Below are 22,823 nucleotides of genomic sequence, written 5' to 3'. Positions count from 1 at the left end.
CGATCGGATGACGTACCCTCAGCGTGTGCGAACCCGAAACGCCCGTCCCCGCCGCAGAAGCGTGTGGGCCGTCTCGGCGATCTCGGCCGCGGTGGTCGCGCTGGCGCTGACGGCGTTCCTGCGCCCCTGGGCGGCGCCCACGGCGGCGCCGGTGGCAGCCGCCCCCGGCACGGTCGTCAGGGTCGAGGCGGCGCCGCTCGCGCTTCCCACGGGTGCGCGCGTTCTGATCTTCGGCGACTCGTGGACGTACGGCTCTGCGGCATCCGATCCGACGCTCGGGTACGCGTATGTCGTCGCTCAGCGAACGGGGTGGACGACGATCGTCGACGGCGTTCGCGGCAGCGGCTACCTCAAGCCGGGCATCGACGGGCCCTCGTTCGGTGACCGAATCGCCGCGCTCGACCGCGCGCTCGATCCCGACCTCGTGATCGTTCAGGGGTCGATCAACGACCGCAGGCAAGGTGCGGCCGGGTACCGCGACGCTGTGAACGCGGCGTGGGACGACCTCGCGGCGACCTACCCCGAAGCGCGCATCGTCGTACTCGGTCCGGCGCCGCAGGTGCTTCCCGTGGAGAGCGAGACGGCCCGCATCGACCGGGACCTCGCCGAGCTCGCCGGCGCCCGGGGCTGGTGGTACCTGTCCCCCATCGCCGAGGACTGGATCACCGAGGCCAACTACGGCGACGTCATCGACACGAGCGCCACGGGCCGCGACCACCCCTCGACGGCGGGGCACGCTTATCTCGCCGATCGCCTGGCGGCCGACGTCGCGGCGATCACCGAAGCACCGGTGGTCGCCGCCGAGCCCGCCCCCGAGCCGCTCGTCCCCTGAGCCGCTGACCTACGAAGGCCCCGCGCTGAGGTGTTCGTGCACGAGGCGCCAGCCCGAGCCGGTGCGGTGGAAGACGTTGGTCGCCCGACCGCGACCCCTTCGGGCCTGTCCGTCGATGTGTCCGCTCCACCGGTACGTGTAAACGGCCACCGCCGCGTCGGCGGCATCCACGACCCACTCGACGTCCTCCGCCCCGTAGACCTCATCGGGAATGAGCGCCCAGGTCCGCTCGAAGTAGGTACGGACCGCCGCGAGACCGACGCAGGTGGCATCGCCGAAGTAGTACACCGCGCTCGGGTCGAGCACCTGTTCGACCTCGTCGAAGTCGTGGGTGTTGGTCGCGGCGATGTAGCGCGCGAGAGTGTCGGATGCGGTCATGCCCGGGTCCTTTCGTTCATCGCGGCGGCACGGCCGACGCGGGTGCTCATGCTCCACACCGGTGGCGTCTCCGGCAGCTCGGTCCGCGACACCACCGAGAAGCCGTGTCGTTCGTAGAGCCGGACGTTGCGCTCGTCCGACGTGTCGAGCGCGAATCGGCCGGCGCCGCGTCGCGCGCCCTCCGCGAGCGCGAACCGGATGAGGTCGGATGCGAGACCGCGCCCCTGACGGGCGGGCACGACGCCGACCGTCTCGATCCGCCACGAGTCCGGCTCGCCCGGCTCGGAAGTGGCGTCACCGAGGCGCCCGAGCCGGTCGCCGTGCAGCTGCACGATGCGGTCGACGACGCCCGGTGCCGGGTCCGGCACATCCGACGGGAGCACGGCGATCACTCCGTCAGCGGGGCCCGTGATCCCGACGAAGCCGTGGACGTGCGCGTGCCGCAGGTAGACGAGCTGCAGCTCACGGAGCCGCCACGCGTAGTCATCGTCGGGGATGACATGGCGCGTCCACGGGTAGTGCTCGAATGCTGCCGCGAGCGCATCGGCCGCGGCATCCAGTTCGTTCTCGGCGGCGAGACGAGTGCGAGGTGTCATGCGGGTGCATCCCGGGGTTGCTTGTGGTCGGATGCCGGCGCAGTCGGCGTCGCCGACCCGGATTCGACGATCGCCTGCAGCGTCGCCAGGTGACGGGCGAACGCCTCGCGACCGGCATCCGTGATGCCGACCCATGTCCGCGTCCGCCGGCCGACGGCTTCTTTCCGCACCTCGACGAGCCCCGCGTCGGCCAGCACGGTGAGCGTCTGCGAGAGGGTCGAGTCGCTCACCTCGAGCAGGTCGGCGAGGAAGCGGAAGTCGACGTCCTCGAGATTGCGGAGGGCTGCGAGAAGCGAGAAGCGCACGGGCGAGTGGATGAGGGCGTCGATGTCCTTGCGCGGATGACTCATCGGCGTGAGCTCGGGAAGAGGCAGGCGAGGATCGGAGAGATCGACACGACTCCCGCGAGAACCCACCACCACGGCGACGAGAGCTGCAGCAGCTGGAGCGCCGGGTCGAGCATCAGGGTGTACAGCGCGAACCACGTCGCGACCGCGATGCCCATGTTCCGCAGTCCGTGGCGGGGCACCGACCGCTGGTAGCGGAACGCGATGGTCCAGATGCAGAGAGTGGCGAGGAGGAAGGGCGCGAACGCCTTCCAATAGCCGACGCCGGCGACGTCGATCGACAGGTTGAACGCGAGCGCGTACGCAGCCTGCGCCACGACGAAGACCCGGAACCAGCGCGTCGCGCGACGCGCATCCCTCTCGGCCTTCGTGCCGACGGCGACCATGCGGGCTGCGTCATCGTATGCGAAGTTGTTTTGCGTCATGCAACGACTTTAACACTTGTAAAGTGAGCGTCGCCACCTCCCCCACGGTCGTTCCGGTCGCCTCCGCGGTGATAGTCTCGATCGGCACGCCTCCGTAGCTCAGGGGATAGAGCGTTGGTTTCCGGTACCAAAGGTCGCAGGTTCGATTCCTGTCGGGGGCACCAGTGCGAGAAGGGGCAGTCGACTGATCGACTGCCCCTTCTGCGCCCGCGGCGACGGTCAATCGGCGAGGTGGATGCCGAAATCGGTCCGACCGGGATGGATGTCGCCGCGCAGCGACCGGGTGCCGCGGTAGTCACCGTCGCGGAGCGCTCGGTACCGGCGCGGCGTCTCGCTGTCGAGCCCGGCGATGCGGGCACGCAGGCGCTCGGCCTCGCGGTCGACGCCCGCGGCATCCAGCCCGTCGGCGTCGTAGACGACATGGAGGTCGAGGGTCTCGATCCCGACGTACCAGAGCGCGCCGTGGGTCAGCGGGAACAGGAGCGAGTCGAGGTCGCCGCTGATTCCGCGCTCCCCGATCGAGCGTTCGTCCTCTCCCACCGTCACGACGACGAGCGCACGCCGGCCGGCCAGCCCGCCGTCGCCGTAGCGCCGCGGGACACCGAGCTCCGGGTCCATGTCGCCGTAGGCGAAGCCGTTGGTGAGCACGCGGTCGATCCACCCCTTGAGGATCGCGGGCGGCCCGTACCACCACAGCGGGAACTGCAGCACGAGCAGCTCCGCGGCCGCGAGCTTGCGCTGTTCCTCGATCACCTCGTCCGGGAAGGGGACGCGCCCGTACTCGCCTCCGGCAGGGCCCGACGCCCGACCGATCGTCACGTCGAGCTCACTGTCGGGGAAGACCGGGTTGAATCGCTGCGCGTACAGATCGGATGTCGCGACACTGCGGGTCCGCGACAGCTCGGCGACCCCGTCACGGAAGAGCCGGGCGTTGAACGAGGTCGATCGCGGATGGGCGAGCACCCAGTGAGCGGCGCCCGGCGTGGGCTGGTGCGAGATGGTCATGATTCCTCCGGTTCGGTGGCTGGTGTCACGAGGGCGTGCAGGACGCGCGTGAGGGTGGAGCGCGCCGCCGAGGGACTCACGCGTTCGTCGAGCGCCGCCCGCGAGAGTGCGTCGCCGGCACCGACGAGAGCCTGCGCGCCGGCGTCATCGAGACGAACGCCGCAGGAGGCGAGCACGTCGTCGCACAGCGCGAGGTACGCCCCCTCTGCCTCGCGGCGCACCTCGACGAGCGTCGCAGATCCATCGAGCGCCGACACGACGTCCGCCAGCTCGCGCCCCTCGGCGAGCGAGCAGTCGATGTAAGCTCCCGCGACGGCGCCGCACACGGCATCGAGCGTGAGCGACGCGTCGGCGAGCGCCGCGACGAGAGCCGCCCGCTGCTGCTCCTCGAACTCTCGGTAGAGCTCGGCCAGGGCGCCGGCACGATCGCCGAAGTGGTCATACACGACGGGCTTGGTCACCCCCGCGCGCTCGGCGAGTCGGCCCAGCGTGAACTCATCGGTGCCCCGCTGGCGGATCAGCTCGCGAGCGACCGCCAGCAGCTGCGCGCGACGCTCGTGCCGCAGCATCCGCCGCCGCGCGCCCTCGCTCATGATGCCTCCCTCTAAGTTACCAACAGTAGCTTAGAAGGATTCTGCGACGCTGGGCGTTCATCTGGCGGTCCCCGCCGCCTCAGCAGGTGAGAGGCGGCGGGAACTGTCAACTGAGCGAGCTCGAGCCCCGATTCAACTCGCCGGCGCCACCAGCTCGGCCTCGGCGGCGCCGGGCAGCACCTCGCGCAGCAGGTCATCCAGGGTGACGACACCGAGCAGCCGGTCGCCGTCGACGACCGTCGCGAGCTGAACATGACCCCGACGCATGCGCGCGAGCGCGTCGTAGGCCGACGCATCGGGCGCCAGCACGAGCGCCTCGCGGGCGATTTCGAGCGCCGGAGTCTCTGGAGCGACCGCGAGCGTGTCACGAACGTGCGCGACGCGGCTCGACGCCCCCTCCCCCACGAGGATGCGCAGGTGCGCGGAGGATGCCGCGACCGCCTGCACGTCGGCGGCGGTGGCCGTCGCCGACACCGCGGTGGGGACGCGGTCGGAGCGCACGATGTCGCCCACGGTCAGCGATCCGAGCGCGATGGCGCGCGCGATCGGCTCGGAGTACTGCTCCTCGAGCGTCCCCGCGGCACGCGAGTGCGCGACGATCTCGCGAATCGTATCGGCGTCCTGCCCGCCCGCGGCAGCCTTCTCGACGGGCTCGACCCCCGAAGCCCTCACGAGCCGGTTCGCGATGTGGTTGATCCACAACAGGAACGGACGCAGCGGCCAGGTCAGCGCACGGGCGGTGATGCCCGTCGCCTTCGCTGCGACCTCGGGGTGGGCGATCGCCCACGACTTGGGAGCCATCTCACCGATCACGAGGTGCAGGAACGTCACCACGATGAGGGCCAGCATGAACGCGATGATGTCGGCGAGAACGTAGGGAAGACCCCACTGCTCGAACACCGGCGCGAGGGCGTAGTCGATCGCCGGCTTGGTGATGGCACCGAGCAGGAACGTGCACGCCGTGATGCCGAGCTGCGCGAACGCGAGCATGACGGTCAGCTCGTTGACGCCGCGGAGCGCCGCCCGCGCCGATGCGCTGCGGTCGGCCTCTTCTTCCAGACGGTGACGCCGGGCCGCGAGCAGCGCGAACTCGACGATGACGAAGAACGCGCTCGCCACGATGAGCGCGATCGTGATGATCGTGACGACCCACCAGCTCATCGGGCGACCTCCTCATCTGCGGCACCAGCAGCGACGACGGCATCGCCGCCGCCCGCGGGTCCCGCCTCAGCGGCATCCAGGTCCACCTCGTGCAGACGCACGACGAGCTCGGACGGAACGAGCCGGGCGACCTCGACGACCTCGACATCGAGCCAGCGCTGCATCCGCAGCCCCTGAACGGTCTCGGACGCACGTTCGGGCAGGTCGATGCGCACGACCGCGCCCTCGGGCAGCAGGTCGCCGTGTTCGCTGATGATGAGTCCGGCGATGGTCTCGGCGTCGTCGCGGGGCAGGTCGAAGCCGATGAGGCGCTCGACCTCGTCGAGGTGGATGTCGCCGGGCAGACGCCAGTGGTCGTCGCCGACGTTCACGATCTCGTGGACCTCGAGATCGTGCTCATCCGAGATCTCGCCGATGACCTCTTCGGTCAGATCCTCGATCGTGAGGATGCCGTCGAAGTTGCCGTACTCGTCGACGACGCAGGCGAGCTCGTTGCGCGTCTGCCGCATGCGGTCGAGGGCGACCGGGAGCTGCATCGTCGTCGGCAGCACGACGGCCTCGCGCATCATCGTCGAGACGGGTACGTCGTCGGCGTAGCTGCCCCGCAGCAGGTCGATCAGCTCGACGACACCGACGGGCTCGTCCTCGTCGCCGATGACCGGATACCGGGTGTGCCCGGTCGCCATGAGCGCGCGCACCTCGCCTACCGTCGTATCGGGCGAGATCGAGTCGACGCGTGAGCGCGGGACCATCGCGTGCTCGACGTCGCGCTGCGGGAAGTCGAGGATGCGGTCGATGATGATCGACAGATCATCGGGCAGGTCGCCGCTCGCCCGGGACTCCTCGATGATCGCCTCGAGGTCGCGCGCGGTCGCGCTCTCGTCGACATCCTCGAGCGGCTCGATGCGCAGCAGCCGCAGCAGAGCGTTCGCGGCGACGTCGAACACCGTGATGAGCCAGCCGAAGAGCATCAGGTAGATGCGGGTGGGCACGGCGAGCGCGCGGGCGAGCGGCTCGGGGCTCGCGATGGCGAGGTTCTTCGGATACAGCTCCCCGAAGATCATCGTCACGATGGTGGCCAGCAGCAGCGCGCCGACGGTTCCGATGAGCACCGAGACGGCGGGGTCGATGCCGACGCCGCCCAGCAGCGTCCCGATCGACTCGCCGATGAGGGGCTCGGCGACGTAACCGATCAGCAGACCGGTGACGGTGATGCCGAGCTGCGCACCCGAGAGCATGAACGACGTGCGCTTGGTGATCGCGAGCACGCGGGCGGCCTGCGCATCGCCCTTCTCGGCGCGAGCGGCCATGCGGGAGCGGTCCACGGACATGTACGCGAACTCCTGCGCGACGAAGAAGCCGCAGGCGGCGATGATCGCCAGCGTCAGCAGAATTCCCAACAGCAGCGTCAGGACTGCTTCGATCATTCGGATTCACCCCCTCTCTCAGCGAGGGGGTACGAAGATCGACCCTCCTGGTCGGTGGAGGAATGGCGATTGCTCACGGGTGTTCTTTCTCGATAGGGCACGGGTGGGCACTCACAGGATAGCGGGCCGTCGTCGACCCGGGGCCGGTGCCGGCGCTCGGCACGAAAGGTACCGGAACCTGCGGCGACGATCCGCACCACGAAGGGTCCTGAGCGTGCGCGAAGACGCCGCAGCTACAGTGACGGCATGTCCGGGAACAGGGTCGGTCGTCCGCGCGCTCAGGACATCACCGAAGACCTTCTCCGGGAGGCGGAGCGGGTCCTCGCCGAGGACGGCTTTTCCGCTCTCACCGTCGACGGGCTCGTGAGCCGGGCCGGCTCGACGCGCCCCACCTTCTATCGGCGGTTCCGAAGCGCGGCCCACCTCGCCGTCATCGTGCTGGCTCGCCGATTCGGGCCCGGCCAGGTACCCGATACCGGCTCGCTCGCCGGCGACCTGCGGGCGCTCCAACAGGAGGGCATCGCAGTGCTGTCGGACCCAGTCGCCCGAAACAGCCTGGTCGACCTCGTCGGGGTCGCGAGGACGGACGACGACCTCTCGGCACTGCTTGACGCCGAGTTCATCCGACCGCGCCGGGTGCGCATCAAGAACGTCATCGACGCCGCGGTCGCGCGACGAGAGATCGAGCGGCCCGATATGGACGCCGATCAGGTCTACGACCTGCTGATGGGGCCCCTCATCACACGGATGTTCTTGCCGCCGCACACCCTGCCCGACGACGCGCTCGTCGAGAGCAGCCTCCGTTCCGCGCTGACTCGCCTTGGGTCCAACGACGCGGCCCGCCCGTAAGTCGCGGGGACTGCAGGTCAGTCGCGGCTGAGCCCGCTCCCGTCAGCCGACATCCGGAAGGACGCGCTCTCGTAGTCGTTCTCGAGTGAGAAGTTGATCTCGACGGGCCCCGACTTCTCACCGGATGACACCGCTTCGGCGCCGCCCCACGTTCGCCCGGCCGTCGCCCCCGCGTCGCCGACAGGGAGCCCGCTCTGTGCGGCGGCATCCTCCATGGTCGGAAGGATGCGTGCGAGATCGACGTCGTCCCACGAGAAGGCCTCGGTGGCCGACTTCGGCTGGATAGACGCCGCACCGGAGTGCTCGACCTGACCGCCTCGGTACATCCACCTGTCGGTATGCGTGGTGGCGGGGGTCACCGGGGCCTCGACGATGACGAAATCCGGGGTGACGTAGATCGAGCTCACGCGATCGTGGCCGATCTCGCGTTCGAGAGCGGCCTGGGCCTGCGCGAGCGGTCCGGGCTGGCGCAGGTCGACGTGCGCCCTGCCGTCGAGCACCGCATCGACGGTCTGCGCAACGGCCTCGCGATAGGGCGCGACGACAAGGACGGCCACCGCGACGGCGACAGCCGCGAACACGAGCCGGCGCAGCGGCCGGCCGCGTCGCCCCACGCCGATCAGAGGCCCCTTGCGGCGCCCGCCGGAGATCCGGGTGTGGCTCGCGATGGGGACGAACCGAACCGACGAACGATCGGGGATCGTGAGGTTGCCGGCCTCGGCCGGTGAGAGCTCACCATCGACGAATGCGACCTCGGGTCCGCCATCGAGGAGGATGGCGACCTGACGCCGGATTCCGGGCTGGAACGCGGGAAGCTCCGTCAGGGCGACGACGGTGCGCAAGGTGGTCGCGTACGCCTCCCCCTGAATCGGGCGCACGGTCAGGTCGATCTCGCACAACGGTTGATCGTTGATCTGGGTTCCGGTCTGCCGGATCGCATCGACGCGCGCGAGGCCGAGCCGGCGAGAGTCGAGGGCTCGACGGAGGTCGTCCTTCGACACCGCCACTCCCCCGGCCATCGAGCGGCCGATGAGGATGAAGGTCCCGCTGATGATCGCGACCGGGAGCGCGATGCTCATGATCGCCCAGCCGGCATCCGGCGGCCCCACATACTCGACCACGGCGCCCCCCAGGAGCGCGCCGACAGCTGCGAAGAAGACCAGACGGAGCACCATCCGACCCTATCGGCGTGCCCCTTCACGAAGAGAAAGGTCCCGGCCACCGAGAGCGGCGAGTGACCGCCCCTCGGCAGGATCCCGACATCCTGTTAGGTTCGACACGTGTCGACGCACGAGAACGAGACCCCGCGAGCGCTCAGCCGCCGCACGGTGCTGCTCGGATCCGTCGCGGCCGGTTCTTTGGTGCTCGCCTCAGCGGCGCCCGCTCGAGCCTTGACCTACACCGTGAAGACGCCTGCCGAGCACGCCGCGCTTCCCATCGTCTGGGGGTATCCCTTCGCCAGCCGCGCCACGCGCGGATCGGGCGTCGACGGCTACCCCGGGCAGACGTACAGCGGGCACATCGGCGCCGACTACTACGTGAACCCCCGCATCGGGACCACGATCCTCGCAGTCGCCGACGGCACCGTGACCGCTGTCGGTGACGACGGCGACGTCAGCCGCGGCGTGTTCGTGGTCGTCCAACATGCCGCAGGTGTGCGTTCGGAGTACCTGCACATGCAACGCGGCAGCCCTCTGGTGAGCGTGGGCCAGCGGGTCTTCCGATGGACTCCGCTCGGGCGAACCGGGAACACGGGGGACGTGCGACCGCGCACGGAGGCCAACGCCCATCTCCACCTGGCGATCTTCTCGGGCCCCCACCGCACGGGAACGGTCTGGAACCCCGCGTGGCTCATCGAGGGAGCGCCGCTTCCGGCGACGTCGCCCACAGCGGCGACCCCGGTCTACCGCTTCTGGAGCGCTCGTTACCAGGGACACTTCTACACAGCGAGCTCGGCCGAGCGCGATGGCATCGCAGCCCGCTGGCCCGACATCTGGTCGTACGAAGGAATCGCCTACCAGGCGTTCACGACTCAGGTTTCGGGCACGGTGCCGCTCTTCCGCTTTTGGAGCGCCCAGTACAACGGCCACTTCTACACGACGGATGCCGGCGAGCGCGATGCGGTCATGGCTCGTTGGCCGGATGTCTGGTCGTACGAAGGCACCGCGTTCTTCGTCTATCCAGCCCGCTCGCCCGTCCCCGATACGGTGACCGTCGCGCGATTCTGGAGTCCGTCCGCACGGCACCACTTCTACACCGCGAGCGCGGAGGAGCGCGACGGCGTCATCGCGCGCTGGCCCGACATCTGGCAGTACGAGGGAGACAGCTTCCGCGCGCCCGCGAGCATCGAGAACTGAGAACGAGGAGTACCTATGACCGGCATCGTCCTTCGGCGTCGCATCAGTGTGCCAGCCATCCTCGCATTCGCGCTGCTCACCGCGGGGTGCGCCACCCCGGGCGTCGGCGGCGCGGCAGCACCCTCGCCACCGCCGACCCCGAGCGAGACCCTGTCACCGACGACTCACCCGGAACCGTCCGGGACACCGCACTCGGCGACGCCCCCGGTCTCGTCGGAGCCGACACCGCGACTGTCGACATCCGATCTCCTCGACGCGTGCCTCGTCGCGGTCAGAGACGAGAACGCCCCGGCATCCGAGCAACTCGATCGGTCCACGATCGAGAGAGAGCGCGCCCGATCCGCTCTGCGCCCGGACGGCCTGTGGTACGTCGTCGTCCCTGTGACCGACCCCACCGTCGACGCACCGTTGGAGTACGCCTGCCTGCTCACCGGCGACATGACCGTCGACGCGAGCTGGGGTCGGATCACCCCGGATGCGGACGACTTCGAGCAGTGGTCTACGGCGACGGAGCCGGACCAGGGCACGTGATTCGGTGACACGCAACTGTGGCACGCCCCGTCACGCCCGATAACGCGAAAGTGCCCGGAGAACAGGTCTCCGGGCACATCGATCGGGTCAGGACTTCTCGTCCTCTTCCGGCTCGAAGGTCGACGCAGTCCCGGTGTGCCCGGCCGCGACACCGTCCGGGTTGCTCGGGATGGTGCCGTCCTTGCCGAGACCACCCGGCTCACGCGTGCCGTCGCTATCCGTGTCGGTCGTCGAGACCTCGACGTCGGGACCCTCGTAGGCGTTATCGTCGGTCTCACGACGGGTGTCGTCGCTCATGTCGTCCTCCTTCTCTTCGTCGACGGCTTCTGCCGTCCGGTCTCAGATGAACGGGGCGAGCGCTCCCGCCGTCAGAGCGAGCGCACCGGCCAGCGCGCCGGACGCGGTGGCGGCCGTACGCAGTTTGCGGCGTGCGCGGGACTTCCGCGCACGATTGCCCGGCGCCTCCGTCGTCAGAAGTGAGCGCTGCGCCTCCTTGAGCGTCGCGTAGCGTCCGATCGGAGTGGCCTGGCCGTCGAGAGCGATGTAGTGCCCGTCGGAAGAGGTGTCGACCGACCCGACGAACTCGCCGTCGGTCGAGGCGACGTAGAAGCCAGGTGCGACCGTCGACCAGGTGATATTCCGGGCGCTCAGGATGCGGGTCGGTGCAGGGGCGTGCTGGAGAAGGCTCATGCTGCGGTCGCCAGTTCGCCCGGAACGGGTGCGATGTCGCCGCTTGTCGGCAGAGCGGGCGCGACCGGAAGCGCGGGAGCGACGTCGAAGTCGGCGAAGTCGACGACGAGGCCGGTGGACGAGGTGGCGGCACGAGCCATCTCCGTCAGCAGCGCGGAGTCGAGCTTCTCCGCCTCGAGCCCGTCGAAGACGAAGCGGAGCGGGATGGACGGCTGCAGCCAGATCGTCTGTCGTCCCGCGGCGATGTCGGCCCCGTGCCGCCAAGTGAGCGTGAAGCTCTCCGATCGGCGGAGCTTGGTCGCGGCGAGCACCTTGAGGTGCGCGAGCAGGCGGTCGGGGACCTCGATCGACTCGGACGTGTTCCCGTAGAACAGCTGGCCCATGATTGCTCTCCTCACAGATGCTGGATGACTTGTTCGGAACGCTACTAGGTGGGCAAGTATCTCGTCAAGTTAGATATCTGCTAAGGTAAAACTCACCAGCCATGAACGCGGAGGTGTGCAGATGACCGGCTTCTTCTACAACGACGAGCGTCGGCGTGCGACCAGCGCGCTCGAGGCGTTGCGCCTGTACCAGGCCGCGGAGGCGGCCATGCGCCGCCGGACCCGCGAGTCGATGTCTATGGGCGAGAACGAGTTGCTGGTCATCCGACAGCTTCTGCGCGCGCAGTCGCGCAACATTCCCGTGAAGCCGGGGGATGTCGCGAAGTACCTCGGCATATCTTCGGCCAGCACCACGAGCCTGCTCGACCGCCTGGAGTCTGCGGGCTACCTCCGTCGTGTGCCGCATCCGAGCGATCGCCGCAGCGTCTACCTGGAACCGACGGAACGCGCAGACGACGAGGTCCGCTCCACGTTGTCGGCCATGCACGACCGTATGCATCAGGTGGCCGACGAGACCACGCCCGAGGCGACCGCAGCCGTGATCGACTTCCTCTCGCGCATGCAGGACGCCGTCGACTCCGTCGAGCCGGCACCCCGTCTCCAGGGTCAGCGCGGAGCAGCGCCCACCGGCTGATCCTTCAGCTTCGGCGGGGCTGGCAGGCGAGGCACCACCACGTGCGTCGCCGTTCCGGATCACCCGACACCTCGGCGCGTACGAGGATGCGCGTCCCGCACCTGAGGCACGGCCTGCCGGCGCGGCCAGCCACCCAGTGGGCGCTGCCGCGCCGCGTGGAGCCGGTGGTCACCTGGTACATGCCGGGCACTGTCGCGGAGAGGCGCAGAGCACGCGCGGCACGTGCGACGAGCGAATCCAGGTCGGCGGTGGCGACGGGATCGAACGGGTGGACGCCCGAGAGGAAGGCCAGCTCGTTGGCCCAGAGGTTTCCCAGACCCGCGATGTTGCGCTGATCGAGGAGCGCGCCGACGAACGCTCGATCCGGACGGGCGCCGAGCCGCCGCACGGCCTCCACAGCATCCCAATCATCGCGCAGCGGGTCCGGCCCCAGGTGACCGAGCGCGGTCGCCACGCTATTGGCACGCAACAGCTCGACGACGGGCATGTCGATGCCCCAGAGCGTCACACCCCCCTGAACTCGGCTCGCACTCGCACGGCCGACTGCACGCGCACCGGAACCGTGCGTCCCGAACGGGTCACCGTCCACGACCCCTGCATCAGAAGATGCGTGTGGAGTGCGAAACCGGGATCGAGCCAGGTGATCAGATGTTTGCCACGGGTCTCGAGCCCCGCGATCCGCCAACCGGCCAGGGATGTCCCGGCAGCCGAGCCCGAGCGGAGCTCTCCGGACGAGATCATGCGACCCACGACCTGCGGCCGCAGCCGGGCCGCCATTCGGAAGACGCTGTCACCTTCCGGCACGGATCGCCCCGGGCGTCATGCTGACCTCATTCCCCCCAGTCTGCCGCAGGGCCCTAGCCTCGGCTTTCTGAACCGTCAACGGGTCGAGAAAAACTCCCGACGCGATGACGATGTCGTCATGACTGAGATCACTGCGCACAAGGGCCTCTTCAACGACATCGAGCTGCACGTCGACGACACCGGCGGCTCGGGCCGCCCCGTCGTCCTGATCCACGGCTGGCCGCTGTCGGCGCAGTCGTGGTCCGAGCAGATCCCCGCCCTCACCGCGGCCGGGTACCGCGTCGTCGCCTACGACCGCCGCGGCTTCGGTCGCAGCGACAAGCCGCGCTCGGGCTACGACTACAACACGTTCGCCCAGGACCTGGCATCCGTCCTCGACACCCTCGATCTGCGCGACGCGACCCTGGTCGGCTTCTCGATGGGAGGCGGTGAGGTCGCGCGTTACGTCGCGAACCACGGCCAGGACCGGTTGCACAGTGTCGTATTCGCCGCCGCGGTGCCGCCGTACCTGGCGCAGACGCCCGACAATCCCGAGGGCCCGCTCACGCAGGAGGCCGCCGACGAGATGGAGAACGGGCTCCGAGCGGATGAAGCGACCTTCTACGACGACTTCACGACCGCCTTCTTCTCCGTCGACGGCGAGCTCAAGGTCACGGAGGAGCAGCGCCAGGAGGCCCTCGCACTCGCGCGCCAGGCCGACCACCACGCGGCACTGAAGTCGATGGAGGCCTGGGCGACGACCGACTTCCGCCGCGATCTGGCCGCGGTGACCGTGCCAGCGCTGATCATCCACGGCGACGGCGACGGCACCGTCCCCTTCGAAGGCTCGGGCAAGCGAACCCATGAGCAGCTTCCGGGCAGCGAGCTGGCGCTCATTGAAGATGCGCCTCACGGCCTCAATGTGAGCCACGCCCGCGAGTTCAACGACGCCCTGCTCGCCTTCCTCGCGAAGTAGGACTGCTCCGCACGACGACGATGGGCCGTCCCGCAGCAGCGGCGACGGCCCATCGTGGCGTAGAGGCCCGGAGACTCAGAGGTCCAGCTTCTCGTTGCGGCCCTCGTAGGTCTCACCGGTGATCTTCGACTTGATCAGGCCGATGGCGGTCGCGATGCGTCCGCCGGCGCTGCTCCAGTACTCCCCCGAGATCGCGTCGACCCGCAGCAGCGTGATGCGAGGGTCGTCCGGGCCGTCGGGGAACCAGGCCTCGAGAGTGCTCGACCAGTAGTGTTCGAGGCGAGCGCGGTCGTCGACGATGGTCGCCTCACCGGCGAGCGAGACCCATGCGTCGTCCTTGCTGAGGGCGACGCCGACGGCGGGCCGCGAGGCCACGTGGGTCGCGACGGACGATCCGCGGTCGACGACGAACCAGAGGTCTCCGTCGAACTCGGCCTCCTGCACCGTCAGCGGGCGCGCTGTGAGCTTCCCCGATTCGTCGACCGTCGTCACCATGGCGAACCGGAACTCGGGCAGCAGCTCCGCCAGGATCGCGCGGGGGTCTTCGTTGTCACTCATCGTTTCTCCTTCGATCTGGGGTGGTCGTCATCCGTGGGTCCAGGCTCGCACCGGGACCAGCCCTCGGTCGCCGTCTTGACAGCCGACTCGATGGCGACAGTCGCGCGACCTCTCAACCGCCCGAGGGGTTGTCGAGCGGCTGACCGTCGTCATCGGTCGTCGTGTCGGCATCTCCGCCATGACCCTCCGGCGCGGGCTCGTCGGGCGCCGCGCTCGGAGCCCCGGGAAAGGCCGATGCCCCGCCGGTGGCGGTTCCGGTCTCGATGTCGTCGCCCGGGATGTCGGGGCGCTCTCGCTCGCTCATGTGTTCGTCCTCTCGTCGTTGCGTGACCGCGACGCTACGCACCGAGCCGGCGCGGACCGAGGGTATTGACACGCGTGAGGCACGGATCATCCCGCAGGGGGATGCTTCTCAGCCGATCGACCGACGCCTCGCAGGGCCACCGCTTCGTAGCGTCGAACCGTGACCGCCGCTCCCCTCTCTCCCCTCGACCGCATCCACCTCGCCGCCGGCCGCGGTCGCGCCCTGGTCGGCTCGATCCTGGGCAACATCGCCATCCTCGGCATCATCGCCCTAGCGGCCCTCGTCGTGCCGATCGCCGCCGCTCTCGTCTTCGGTCCCGCGCTCCTCGCTCGGCTGTGACGCTCGCGCCGCAGTCCTGCTCGTGGCCGGAACGAGCTTCAAGCCGATGACAGCGACCACGATGCCGGCGATGAAGACCACCTTGCCCGGAGCGAACGCCTCAGCGCCCGTCGCGATCGACCAGGTCACGGTCAGCGCTGCGCCCACCCCCACCCAGACCGCATAGGCCGTACCGATGGGAATGTGCTTCATGGCGCGTCCGAGCCCGAGCATGCTGAGCAGCAGACCGATGGCGAACACGACACTCGGCACGGGGTGGCGTAGCCCGTCCGATTCGCCCAGGGCCGTCGCCCAGACAGCCTCGCAGACCGCGCTGGCGAGCAGGATCGTCCATGCACGTGTCATGTCAGCTCACCACCTTGAGGCCGACGACGCAGGCGACCAGGAGCAGAAGCAAGAGGATGCGCGCGGTCGACGCGCGCTCGCGACGGGTGACCATCGCCCACACGACGGTGAGCGTTGCGCCGACACCGACCCACACGGCGTAGGCGGTGCCGGTCGGCAGCTCCGTCATCGCGAACGCGAGTCCCGCCATGCTCGCGGTGAGCGCGAGGGCGAACAGCAGAGCCGGTCGTTTCCGCCGGAATCCCTCGGATGCCGCGAGCGCGGCGGCCCACACCGCCTCGAGGACGCCGGATGCGATCAGGATCACCCATGCCATGACAGACCTGTCCGAGTCAGTCTTGTCTGGTGCGGGTACTGCTCCCTCGTCCGCGGGCCCGGCCGGGGCCCCGTCTTCCAGCGTAGCTCGCGTCAGGGCGCAGGGACGAGGAAGAGGACGTCCAGAAGCCCCGGATTGTGCGCGTGGACGAGGACGCCGAAGACGACGGCGTCGAAGAGCAGGTGCACCGTCACGACGTAGGTGAGCGACCGCGTGCGCAGGAAGATGTAGCCCTGAAGGAGCGCGAACGGGATCGTCAGCACCGGACCCCAGGCGCGGTACCCGAGCTCCCAGAGGAAGGAGACGAACACGATCGTCTGCAGAGCGTTCGCCGACACGTCGGCGAAGTGCCGCCGGAGAAGCGCGAAGCACGTGCAGATGAAGAACAGCTCGTCCCAGATGCCCACGGCACCGACGCCGATGAAGAGGCGCGCGATGAGATCGGGGGTGTCGACGACCGGCCAGTTCGTGTAGACGCCCGAGGTGATGAAGTAGAAGGGCAGGATGAGCCACCCGAGCACGAGCACGGCGGCGAGCCAGACCCACTGGAACGTCGTCCAGCGCCCTCCGCCACGCCAGGGGAAGCGGATCGCGTGATCGCGGTAGACGAAGCGAGACACGAGGTACGGCAACAGCACCGCACCTCCCAGCGCGAGGGTGAAGCGCAGCATCGCGAGGTTGTCGAGCTCGGCCTTCAGATCGATCAGGCTCACGACGACGAGACCGAGGGCGATGAGCGAGAGATCGCGCGCCAGCGAGGGCCGCGTATCCTCGCCCACGCGCCACCGGTCGACACCGAGGGCGGCGATGAGGCCGAGCACGAGCAGCGTCCACCCGAGCCAGGGCTGCAGCAGCACGAAGAAGGCGGGTGCAGCCAGACACACCAGAAGCGCCGGCACGGTGCTCGCCGAGACGATCGGACGAGCGGCCAGTCCCGGGTGCGTCTTCACGGCGTCCGCCCTCCCGTCAGGCCGCGTCGATGCGGCGGTAGGCGAGGTCGCGGATGTCGCGCCCCTTCGCGATGCCCTTACGCTCGAAGGCCGTCATCACGCGTCCCTCGAAGCGCGGCGCCCACTCTCCGTCGAAGGCGGGGGCGAAGCCCGCGGCATCCCCCATCACCTCGCGCATCTGTCGGGCGTAGTCCTCCCAGTCGGTCGCCAGACGCAGCACGCCGCCGGGCTTGATCACCCGCGCGGCCAATGGCGTGAAATCCGGCGAGATGAGGCGCCGCTTCGTGTGACGCGTCTTGTGCCAGGGGTCGGAGAAGAAGATCCAGAGCTCGTCGACGGATGCCGCCGGCAGCAGGTGCTCGAGCACCTCCGGCGCGTTCGCCTCGACGAGGCGCAGGTTCCGCACGCCGGCACGATCGGCATCGAGCATGGTGCGGGCGAGCCCGGCCCGGAACACCTCGACGGCGAGGAAGTCGGTCTCGGGCGCGGCTTGCGCGGCCGCGACGATGGCGTGCCCCTGCCCGGAGCCGATCTCGACCACGAGCGGCGCGCTGCGGCCGAACAGCGCCGCAGGATCGACCTCCGAGCCCGGGCGGACGCTCAGCACGGCCTGATCGCGCTCGACGGGGATGTTGTAGAAGTCGCCGAGCTGGTTCCAGGCTCGCTCCTGTCCATCGCTCATCCGTCCGCTCCGACGCGCGAACGACACGGGCCGCTCACGGTAGCGGGGTTCGTCACCGGTGTCGGGCGCGTCGGTCTGCGGCATGAGTCCAGGGTATCGACCGGCCGGGGCGGCGCCCAGCCGGCGCGTTCGGTCAGGCCGTGACGAAGTCGATGAGCTCTTCGACCCTGCCCAGCAGCGCAGGATCGAGGTCGCGGTAGGTGCGAACAGATCCGAGGATGCGCTGCCACGCGTGCGCGATGTCGGCCTGGTCCTCGGCGGGCCAGCCGAGGGCACGGCAGACGCCGATCTTCCACTCGATGCCGCGCGGCACCTGAGGCCACGCACGGATGCCGACGGCCTCGGGGCGGACGCACTGCCAGACGTCGATGTGGGGGTGCCCGACGATCTTGAGATGGGCGCCGTGCGGACCGCGCAGGATCTGCTCCGCGATTCGGGTCTCCTTCGAGCCCGCGACCAGATGGTCGACGAGCACCCCGTAGCGACGCTCGGCGGAGGGCGGCTCGTCTCGCAGGAGGTCCGCCAGCAGGTCGATCCCCTGCAGATACTCGACCACGACGCCTTCGACGCGGAGGTCGGCACCCCACACCTTCTCGACGAGCTCGGCGTCGTGTCGCCCCTCCACCAGGATGCGCGACGCCCGTGCCACGCGCGCCCGCTGCCGCGGAGCCACGAACGAGCCCGAGGCGGTCCGCAGCCGGCCGGCCGGCTGCGCCGCCTTCGGCGCCACGAGCTTGACCGGCTCGCCGTCGACGAGGAAGCCGCCCCCGAGCGGGAACAGGCGCACCTTTCCGAGGCGATCCTCGAGCTCGACGTTCCCGCCGCGCACCGCCACGACGGCCCCGCAGTAGCCGTCCGACGCGACCTCGACGACGAGATCGGGATCGGCGGGCACCTCGGGCACGACCTTGCGTCCGGCGTCCCGCCATCCGCTCGCGAGCACATCGGTGCCGTATCTGTCGTCCATGATTCCTCCCGCCTCGTGCCCCGTCGGGCCGCCGGTCAGCGTAACCGCGGCCGTTCCCGTCGCCGGGTATCCGCGCCGCGATTCCGCTGCCCGCTGATTCACAGTCCCGGCATAGGCTCGGACACGACGCCCTCAATAGAGTGGAGACGAGGCCGGTCCTCCGACCTCGGAAGGGGAACGGATGCGCGTGCTCCGAGCGGTGACGCTCTCGATCGTGGCGAGCCTGATGTTCGTCGTGGGCGGCTCCGCCGCGGCCTGGGCGACCGACCCGGTCGACCTCGGCTCGGGACGCGTCGTCGATCAGGCCGATGCGCTCTCGTCGAGCGAGGAGCGTGCCGTCGACGAGAGGCTCACCGCGTTGAGCTCCGAGGCGGGCGTCGATCTGTGGGTCGTCTACGTCGACGCCTTCACCAGTCCGTCCGACGCCGAAGGCTGGGCCAACGCGGTCGCCGAGCGCGGCGGTCTCGGCACGACCCAGTACGTGCTGGCGATCGCGACCGAGCAGCGCAACTTCTACCTGTCGGGCGACACCAACGGCCCGGTCGACGGCGACACCCTGGGCACGATCGAGACCCGCGACATCCTTCCGGAGCTCCGTGCAGAGGATTGGGGCGGCGCAGCGTTCGCCGCAGCCGGAGGGCTCGCGGCTGCGGTCGGTGGATCCAGCGGTGGACCCGGCGGCGCGTCGGACGGCTCGGGCGTTTCGAGCCTGACGATCGTCCTCGGGATCCTCGCCGTGGGCGCCGTGATCGCGGTCATCGTCGTGTTCGTCCGCCGTCGGCGCGGCGGGGCCGGCCCCGCCTCCGTCCGTGGCGCGGCGGCCGAGCCGATCGAGCAGCTCGCCCGGCGCTCCGCCAGCGCGCTCGTGGCAGCCGACGACGCCATCCGCACCAGCGAGCAGGAGCTCGGATTCGCGACTGCGCAGTTCGGCGACGACGCAGCCGCTGCGTTCGCCGAGACGCTGGCTCAGGCGCGACGCGACCTCGATGAGGCGTTCTCGCTGCAGCAGCGCCTGGACGATGACCAGCCCGACACCGAGGCCGATGTCCGCGCCATCCACACGCGGATCCTCGAGCTGTGCGCGCACGCCGACTCCGAGCTGGACGCGCGTGCCGACGAGTTCGACCGTCTGCGCGACCTCGAGCAGAACGCTCCCGAGGCGCTCGCGCGCATCCAGCAGGAGCGCAACGCCGCCGGGGCCGGGCTCGACGGGGCGGTCACCTCTCTCGAGCGGTTGCGATCGGCGTACGCCCCCGAGGAGCTCACGACCATCGACGACAACCCCGAGCAGGCTCGCAGCCGCCTGACCTACGCGGATGAGCAGCTCGCGTCGGCGCAGCAGTCGATCGCGGCGGGCGACGGCGCCGCCGCTGCCGTATCGCTGCGCACAGCCGAGGGAGCTGTCGCTCAAGCTGCTCAGCTGGAAGCCTCGGTCGAGAAGGTCGCAACCGACCTCGCCACCGCCGAGCGCGACGCCGCTGCGCTCATCACCGACCTCGAACAGGATGTCGCTGCAGCGGTCGGCGTCCCCGACCCCGACGGCGCACTCGCCGCGGTCGCTTCCGCCACGCGGCAGCAGATCGATGCCGCGCGCGCTCAGCTGACGGGCGAGCACCGCCGCCCGCAGGCGGCACTGTCCGCGCTCCTGGGTGCGAACTCCGCGATCGACGCTGCGCTTGCCGGCGCCCGGGATGCCGCGCAGCGGGCCGCCCGCGCACGGCAGACGCTCGAACAGCAGCTGCAGCAGGCCCGCGCCCAGGTCTCCGCCGCGGAGGACTACATCGGCACGAGGCGCGGCGCCGTCGGCGCGACCGCCCGAACGCGCATCGCCGAAGCACGCGCCTCGCTCGACCGCGCCGAGGCGACCGCGCAGATCGAACCCGAGCGGGCACTGGCCGATGCAACGCGTGCGACGCAGCTGAGCGGACTCGCGATCGACGCGGCGCGCAGTGATGTCGGCGGCTTCGCAACAGGGTCGTCCGGCTCGAGCTCCAACGGCATGATGGGTGCCATGATCGGCGGCATGGTGCTGAACTCGCTCCTCGGAGGCGGGTCGTCCGGACGCCGCTCGTCGGGCTTCGGCGGCAGCGGCTTCGGCGGCGGCCTGGGCGGCGGGTTCGGCGGATCGCGCGGCGGGTTCGGCGGCGGTTCCCGTGGTCGCAGCGGCGGCGGAGGTTTCGGCGGCGGAGGCCGCTCTCGCCGCGGCGGCGGCCGCTTCTGACGACTTTCTCCTCTTCCAGACCACCCACGAAAGGAACCCCGATGGCAAAGCAGTCCATCTTCGGTCGCATCTCGACGCTTGTGAAGGCGAACATCAACGCCCTCCTCGACCAGGCCGAGGACCCGCAGAAGATGCTCGACCAGCTCGTGCGGGACTACACCAACTCGATCGCCGACGCGGAGTCGGCGATCGCCGAGACGATCGGCAACCTGCGCCTGCTCGAACGCGACCACCAGGAAGACGTCCAGGCCGCGGCTGAGTGGGGCAACAAGGCCCTGGCAGCGAGCCGCAAGGCCGACGAGCTGCGCGCGGTGGGCAACACCGCCGACGCCGACAAGTTCGACAACCTCGCGAAGGTCGCGCTGCAGCGGCAGATCAGCGAGGAGAACGAGGCTCGCGCCATCGCGCCGACCATCGCGACCCAGACCGAGGTCGTCGAGAAGCTCAAGGACGGCCTCAACGGCATGAAGGTCAAGCTCGACCAGCTGCGCGCGAAGCGCTCCGAGCTGCTCGCGCGCGCCAAGACCGCCGAGGCGCAGAACCGCGTCCACGACGCCGTCAAGTCGATCGACGTGCTCGACCCGACGAGCGAGCTCGGTCGCTTCGAAGACAAGGTGCGCCGCCAGGAGGCGCTCGCCGCCGGCAAGCAGGAGCTCGCCGCCTCGAGCCTCGACGCGCAGTTCGAGAGCCTCGAGGATGTCGGTCAGCTCACCGAGGTCGAGGCACGGCTCGCCGCGCTGAAGACGGGCGGGGCCGCGGGCGCCATCGAGCGCTGAGCGCCGATATCGACGCCCGGGTCGGCGCTGCCACCCGGGCGTCGACGCTCCACCCGCTGAGAACGCCCGACGAAGGACGAAGGAATGACCCGATTCATCGTGGTCCCGCAATGGCAGGGCTCGCCCTCGACCCGGTCGATGACTCTGATCGACGGTGCTGACGCGATTGCGGGCGACCTCCCGCGCAGCGCGACCGTCCGGGTCGATGTGCCCGTCGAGGCCGGTGAGGCCCTCGGCAGCGGCATCCGCCGCTTCAGCTCGCTCCAGCGCACCCGCGACCTGATCACGGCTGCCCTCGTGGAGGCCGATGACGTCGCGGCCGACTCGAGCGGCGGGGGTCAGAGCGGGCACGCGGTGGTCGTCGGCGGCGACTGCGGAGTGGCCGTGCCGGCGATCGCGCACGCGGCCTCGCTGCATCCCGACACGACCGTCGTCTGGTTCGACGCGCACGGCGATCTGCACACTCCCGAGTCATCGCCCTCGGGAGCCTTCGGCGGCATGGCCCTGCGCGCGGTGTTCGATGCGACCCCGTTGTCACCGGATGCCGCGGTGCCCGCCGATCGCATCGTTCTGGCGGGCGCCCGCGAGTTCGACGATGCAGAGACCGAGGTCATGCGTTCGACGGGTCTAACGCATCTCGGCGTCGACGAGCTGGCCGATCCGGCCCGCCTGGCCGATGCGGTGGCGGCCACCGGCGCGGCATCGGTGTACGTCCATGTCGATCTCGACGTGCTCGACCCCGCGGCGATCACGGGAGTGAGCGCGGCCGTGCCGTTCGGGCTCGACATCCCGACCCTCACGAACGCGATCGGCGTCTTGCGCGGACGCCTCCCGCTCATCGGCGCATCCGTCTCGGGGTTCGCCCCGCCGCATCCCGAAGCCGTGGTGGACGACATGGGTTCCGTGCTCCGGGTCGTCGGAGCCCTGGCGTGAGCGGTGTCCGCATGCCGCCCGACGGATGGCGGCAGCGAGCTGACGCGGCGGTCGCACGCGGCGAGTCGCTGGACCGGCTCATCCCTCGGGTGCTGCTCGACTCCCCCATCAGCCAGTTCGGCGCCCGAATCGGCACCGCCTTCGGATTCGCCTGGGGAACGCTGTGGTCGACCGGCCGCGTCGAGCGCCGCCACGGGCTGTGGGTCTTCCGCGGGATGCCGGGCTGGACGTTCGGTCGCGGCGGCGTCTGCGTCGGATCGTGCTTCCTCACCGGCGACCGCGAGCCGAGCGAACGGATCCTCACGCACGAGGCCGTGCACGCGCGGCAGTGGCGGCGTTACGGGATGCTCATGCCGCTTCTCTACCTGATCGCAGGACGCGATCCCCTGCGCAACCGATTCGAGATCGACGCGGGACTGGCCGACGGCAACTACATCCCACGGCGCGCCGAGAGCCGCTGACAGA

General features: G+C 69.9%; 32 protein-coding genes, 1 tRNA gene and 1 riboswitch. Of the genes, 12 read left to right on the top strand and 21 right to left on the bottom strand.

Annotation, left to right across the window (positions count from 1 at the left end; translation table 11 throughout):
* Positions 1 to 25: 25 nt before the first annotated feature.
* Positions 26 to 832, top strand: coding sequence for an SGNH/GDSL hydrolase family protein (locus C3481_RS10410; protein WP_258039101.1), 807 nt, complete (start codon positions 26 to 28; stop codon positions 830 to 832).
* A 9-nt stretch (positions 833 to 841) separates the two neighbouring features.
* Here C3481_RS10410 and C3481_RS10405 read toward each other — a convergent pair whose 3' ends face one another.
* Genes C3481_RS10405 through C3481_RS10390 form a run of 4 tightly spaced genes read right to left on the bottom strand, consistent with a single transcriptional unit; the run spans position 842 to position 2,578 of the window.
* Positions 842 to 1,210, bottom strand: a complete 369-nt coding sequence (locus C3481_RS10405) for a nuclear transport factor 2 family protein (protein WP_103842215.1) — start codon at positions 1,208 to 1,210, stop codon at positions 842 to 844.
* Positions 1,207 to 1,806 carry an N-acetyltransferase gene (locus tag C3481_RS10400; protein ID WP_103842213.1) on the bottom strand — a complete coding sequence of 200 codons (600 nt, stop codon included), beginning with the start codon at positions 1,804 to 1,806 and terminating at the stop codon, positions 1,207 to 1,209. Before C3481_RS10400 ends, C3481_RS10405 begins: the two co-directional genes overlap by 4 nt.
* Positions 1,803 to 2,156 carry a transcriptional regulator gene (locus C3481_RS10395; protein WP_103842211.1) on the bottom strand — a complete coding sequence of 118 codons (354 nt, stop codon included), beginning with the start codon at positions 2,154 to 2,156 and terminating at the stop codon, positions 1,803 to 1,805. The genes C3481_RS10400 and C3481_RS10395 overlap by 4 nt, the downstream gene beginning before the upstream one ends.
* Complete coding sequence (locus C3481_RS10390; RefSeq protein ID WP_103842209.1) at positions 2,153 to 2,578, bottom strand: hypothetical protein; 426 nt, start codon at positions 2,576 to 2,578, stop codon at positions 2,153 to 2,155. The genes C3481_RS10395 and C3481_RS10390 overlap by 4 nt, the downstream gene beginning before the upstream one ends.
* Before the next feature lie 88 nt (positions 2,579 to 2,666).
* On the opposite strand from C3481_RS10390, the gene C3481_RS10385 reads away from it, so the two are divergent.
* Positions 2,667 to 2,742 (top strand) — tRNA-Arg (locus tag C3481_RS10385).
* Positions 2,743 to 2,797: 55 nt separating this feature from the next.
* Here C3481_RS10385 and C3481_RS10380 read toward each other — a convergent pair.
* The 4 genes from C3481_RS10380 to C3481_RS10365 all read right to left on the bottom strand — a co-directional run bounded on the left by C3481_RS10380 (position 2,798) and on the right by C3481_RS10365 (position 6,764).
* Positions 2,798 to 3,583 (bottom strand): NAD(P)H-dependent oxidoreductase, encoded by a 786-nt coding sequence (locus tag C3481_RS10380; protein ID WP_103842207.1) that lies wholly within the window; start codon positions 3,581 to 3,583, stop codon positions 2,798 to 2,800.
* Positions 3,580 to 4,176, bottom strand: coding sequence for a TetR/AcrR family transcriptional regulator (locus C3481_RS10375; protein ID WP_219817662.1), 597 nt, complete (start codon positions 4,174 to 4,176; stop codon positions 3,580 to 3,582). Before C3481_RS10375 ends, C3481_RS10380 begins: the two co-directional genes overlap by 4 nt.
* 132 nt (positions 4,177 to 4,308) lie before the next feature.
* Positions 4,309 to 5,337, bottom strand: coding sequence for a CNNM domain-containing protein (locus C3481_RS10370; RefSeq protein ID WP_023955260.1), 1,029 nt, complete (start codon positions 5,335 to 5,337; stop codon positions 4,309 to 4,311).
* The gene (locus C3481_RS10365; protein ID WP_023955262.1) at positions 5,334 to 6,764 is read right to left on the bottom strand and encodes a hemolysin family protein; all 1,431 of its coding nucleotides are present in this window, start codon (positions 6,762 to 6,764) and stop codon (positions 5,334 to 5,336) included. Before C3481_RS10365 ends, C3481_RS10370 begins: the two co-directional genes overlap by 4 nt.
* A gap of 246 nt (positions 6,765 to 7,010) precedes the next feature.
* Here C3481_RS10365 and C3481_RS10360 point away from each other — a divergent pair, with 246 nt between their 5' ends.
* Complete coding sequence (locus C3481_RS10360) at positions 7,011 to 7,613, top strand: TetR/AcrR family transcriptional regulator (RefSeq protein ID WP_103842203.1); 603 nt, start codon at positions 7,011 to 7,013, stop codon at positions 7,611 to 7,613.
* Positions 7,614 to 7,630: 17 nt separating this feature from the next.
* Here the strand turns inward: C3481_RS10360 and C3481_RS10355 are convergent, their stop codons facing one another.
* Positions 7,631 to 8,785 carry a hypothetical protein gene (locus tag C3481_RS10355; protein ID WP_103842534.1) on the bottom strand — a complete coding sequence of 385 codons (1,155 nt, stop codon included), beginning with the start codon at positions 8,783 to 8,785 and terminating at the stop codon, positions 7,631 to 7,633.
* 108 nt (positions 8,786 to 8,893) lie between these two features.
* Here C3481_RS10355 and C3481_RS10350 point away from each other — a divergent pair, with 108 nt between their 5' ends.
* Both C3481_RS10350 and C3481_RS10345 read left to right on the top strand, forming a co-directional pair.
* Positions 8,894 to 9,970, top strand: coding sequence for a peptidoglycan DD-metalloendopeptidase family protein (locus C3481_RS10350; RefSeq protein WP_103842201.1), 1,077 nt, complete (start codon positions 8,894 to 8,896; stop codon positions 9,968 to 9,970).
* Between the two features lie 15 nt (positions 9,971 to 9,985).
* Positions 9,986 to 10,501, top strand: a complete 516-nt coding sequence (locus C3481_RS10345; protein WP_103842199.1) for a hypothetical protein — start codon at positions 9,986 to 9,988, stop codon at positions 10,499 to 10,501.
* Between the two features lie 87 nt (positions 10,502 to 10,588).
* Here C3481_RS10345 and C3481_RS10340 read toward each other — a convergent pair whose 3' ends face one another.
* From C3481_RS10340 to C3481_RS10330, 3 genes are read right to left on the bottom strand one after another with little or no spacing between them, the layout of a single operon-like run.
* Positions 10,589 to 10,798, bottom strand: coding sequence for a hypothetical protein (locus tag C3481_RS10340; protein ID WP_103842197.1), 210 nt, complete (start codon positions 10,796 to 10,798; stop codon positions 10,589 to 10,591).
* A 42-nt stretch (positions 10,799 to 10,840) separates the two neighbouring features.
* Positions 10,841 to 11,191 (bottom strand): peptide ABC transporter permease, encoded by a 351-nt coding sequence (locus C3481_RS10335; RefSeq protein WP_103842195.1) that lies wholly within the window; start codon positions 11,189 to 11,191, stop codon positions 10,841 to 10,843.
* A complete protein-coding gene (locus C3481_RS10330) occupies positions 11,188 to 11,574 on the bottom strand; it encodes a hypothetical protein (RefSeq protein ID WP_071919273.1) in 387 nt (128 codons plus the stop codon). Before C3481_RS10330 ends, C3481_RS10335 begins: the two co-directional genes overlap by 4 nt.
* A 121-nt stretch (positions 11,575 to 11,695) precedes the next feature.
* Here C3481_RS10330 and C3481_RS10325 point away from each other — a divergent pair, with 121 nt between their 5' ends.
* Positions 11,696 to 12,208 (top strand): MarR family winged helix-turn-helix transcriptional regulator, encoded by a 513-nt coding sequence (locus tag C3481_RS10325; protein WP_023955270.1) that lies wholly within the window; start codon positions 11,696 to 11,698, stop codon positions 12,206 to 12,208.
* A gap of 4 nt (positions 12,209 to 12,212) precedes the next feature.
* On the opposite strand, the gene C3481_RS16790 is transcribed toward C3481_RS10325, so the two are convergent.
* Positions 12,213 to 12,716, bottom strand: coding sequence for a hypothetical protein (locus C3481_RS16790; protein WP_258039100.1), 504 nt, complete (start codon positions 12,714 to 12,716; stop codon positions 12,213 to 12,215).
* Positions 12,713 to 12,949 (bottom strand): DNA-formamidopyrimidine glycosylase family protein, encoded by a 237-nt coding sequence (locus tag C3481_RS16785; RefSeq protein ID WP_258039109.1) that lies wholly within the window; start codon positions 12,947 to 12,949, stop codon positions 12,713 to 12,715. The genes C3481_RS16790 and C3481_RS16785 overlap by 4 nt, the downstream gene beginning before the upstream one ends.
* A gap of 181 nt (positions 12,950 to 13,130) precedes the next feature.
* Here C3481_RS16785 and C3481_RS10315 point away from each other — a divergent pair, with 181 nt between their 5' ends.
* On the top strand, positions 13,131 to 13,967 hold the full coding sequence (locus C3481_RS10315) for an alpha/beta fold hydrolase (RefSeq protein ID WP_103842193.1): 837 nt from the start codon (positions 13,131 to 13,133) through the stop codon (positions 13,965 to 13,967).
* A gap of 75 nt (positions 13,968 to 14,042) precedes the next feature.
* Here the strand turns inward: C3481_RS10315 and C3481_RS10310 are convergent, their stop codons facing one another.
* Positions 14,043 to 14,525, bottom strand: a complete 483-nt coding sequence (locus C3481_RS10310) for a pyridoxamine 5'-phosphate oxidase family protein (RefSeq protein WP_023955273.1) — start codon at positions 14,523 to 14,525, stop codon at positions 14,043 to 14,045.
* A 112-nt stretch (positions 14,526 to 14,637) separates the two neighbouring features.
* A complete protein-coding gene (locus C3481_RS10305; RefSeq protein ID WP_023955274.1) occupies positions 14,638 to 14,829 on the bottom strand; it encodes a hypothetical protein in 192 nt (63 codons plus the stop codon).
* Positions 14,830 to 14,988: 159 nt separating this feature from the next.
* Here C3481_RS10305 and C3481_RS10300 point away from each other — a divergent pair, with 159 nt between their 5' ends.
* On the top strand, positions 14,989 to 15,168 hold the full coding sequence (locus C3481_RS10300) for a hypothetical protein (RefSeq protein WP_023955275.1): 180 nt from the start codon (positions 14,989 to 14,991) through the stop codon (positions 15,166 to 15,168).
* Here the strand turns inward: C3481_RS10300 and C3481_RS10295 are convergent.
* From C3481_RS10295 to C3481_RS10275, 5 genes are all read right to left on the bottom strand, one after another.
* On the bottom strand, positions 15,100 to 15,513 hold the full coding sequence (locus C3481_RS10295) for a multidrug efflux SMR transporter (RefSeq protein WP_023955276.1): 414 nt from the start codon (positions 15,511 to 15,513) through the stop codon (positions 15,100 to 15,102). The two genes, C3481_RS10300 and C3481_RS10295, sit on opposite strands and share 69 nt — an antisense overlap.
* Position 15,514: 1 nt before the next feature.
* Positions 15,515 to 15,829, bottom strand: coding sequence for a multidrug efflux SMR transporter (locus C3481_RS10290; RefSeq protein WP_023955277.1), 315 nt, complete (start codon positions 15,827 to 15,829; stop codon positions 15,515 to 15,517).
* 10 nt (positions 15,830 to 15,839) lie between these two features.
* A riboswitch (guanidine-III (ykkC-III) riboswitch) is annotated at positions 15,840 to 15,904 on the bottom strand.
* Positions 15,905 to 15,921: 17 nt separating this feature from the next.
* Positions 15,922 to 16,779, bottom strand: coding sequence for a CPBP family intramembrane glutamic endopeptidase (locus C3481_RS10285; protein WP_237049155.1), 858 nt, complete (start codon positions 16,777 to 16,779; stop codon positions 15,922 to 15,924).
* Positions 16,780 to 16,795: 16 nt separating this feature from the next.
* Positions 16,796 to 17,545, bottom strand: coding sequence for a tRNA (guanosine(46)-N7)-methyltransferase TrmB (gene trmB, locus C3481_RS10280; protein ID WP_023955279.1), 750 nt, complete (start codon positions 17,543 to 17,545; stop codon positions 16,796 to 16,798).
* Positions 17,546 to 17,594: 49 nt separating this feature from the next.
* Positions 17,595 to 18,428, bottom strand: coding sequence for a DUF3097 domain-containing protein (locus C3481_RS10275; RefSeq protein ID WP_103842191.1), 834 nt, complete (start codon positions 18,426 to 18,428; stop codon positions 17,595 to 17,597).
* A 181-nt stretch (positions 18,429 to 18,609) separates the two neighbouring features.
* On the opposite strand from C3481_RS10275, the gene C3481_RS10270 reads away from it, so the two are divergent.
* From C3481_RS10270 to C3481_RS10255, 4 genes are all read left to right on the top strand, one after another.
* Positions 18,610 to 20,649 carry a TPM domain-containing protein gene (locus C3481_RS10270; protein ID WP_181021918.1) on the top strand — a complete coding sequence of 680 codons (2,040 nt, stop codon included), beginning with the start codon at positions 18,610 to 18,612 and terminating at the stop codon, positions 20,647 to 20,649.
* Positions 20,650 to 20,690: 41 nt separating this feature from the next.
* The gene (locus C3481_RS10265; RefSeq protein WP_023955282.1) at positions 20,691 to 21,425 is read left to right on the top strand and encodes a PspA/IM30 family protein; all 735 of its coding nucleotides are present in this window, start codon (positions 20,691 to 20,693) and stop codon (positions 21,423 to 21,425) included.
* An 84-nt stretch (positions 21,426 to 21,509) separates the two neighbouring features.
* A complete protein-coding gene (locus C3481_RS10260) occupies positions 21,510 to 22,358 on the top strand; it encodes an arginase family protein (RefSeq protein WP_071919265.1) in 849 nt (282 codons plus the stop codon).
* 11 nt (positions 22,359 to 22,369) lie between these two features.
* Positions 22,370 to 22,819 (top strand): Fe-S oxidoreductase, encoded by a 450-nt coding sequence (locus tag C3481_RS10255; protein WP_088380269.1) that lies wholly within the window; start codon positions 22,370 to 22,372, stop codon positions 22,817 to 22,819.
* Positions 22,820 to 22,823: the final 4 nt, after the last annotated feature.

This window comes from Microbacterium sp. Ru50, assembly GCF_002920555.1.
In the GTDB taxonomy this organism is placed as follows: domain Bacteria; phylum Actinomycetota; class Actinomycetes; order Actinomycetales; family Microbacteriaceae; genus Microbacterium; species Microbacterium arborescens.
This window is presented reverse-complemented; position numbering and strand designations above follow the sequence as displayed.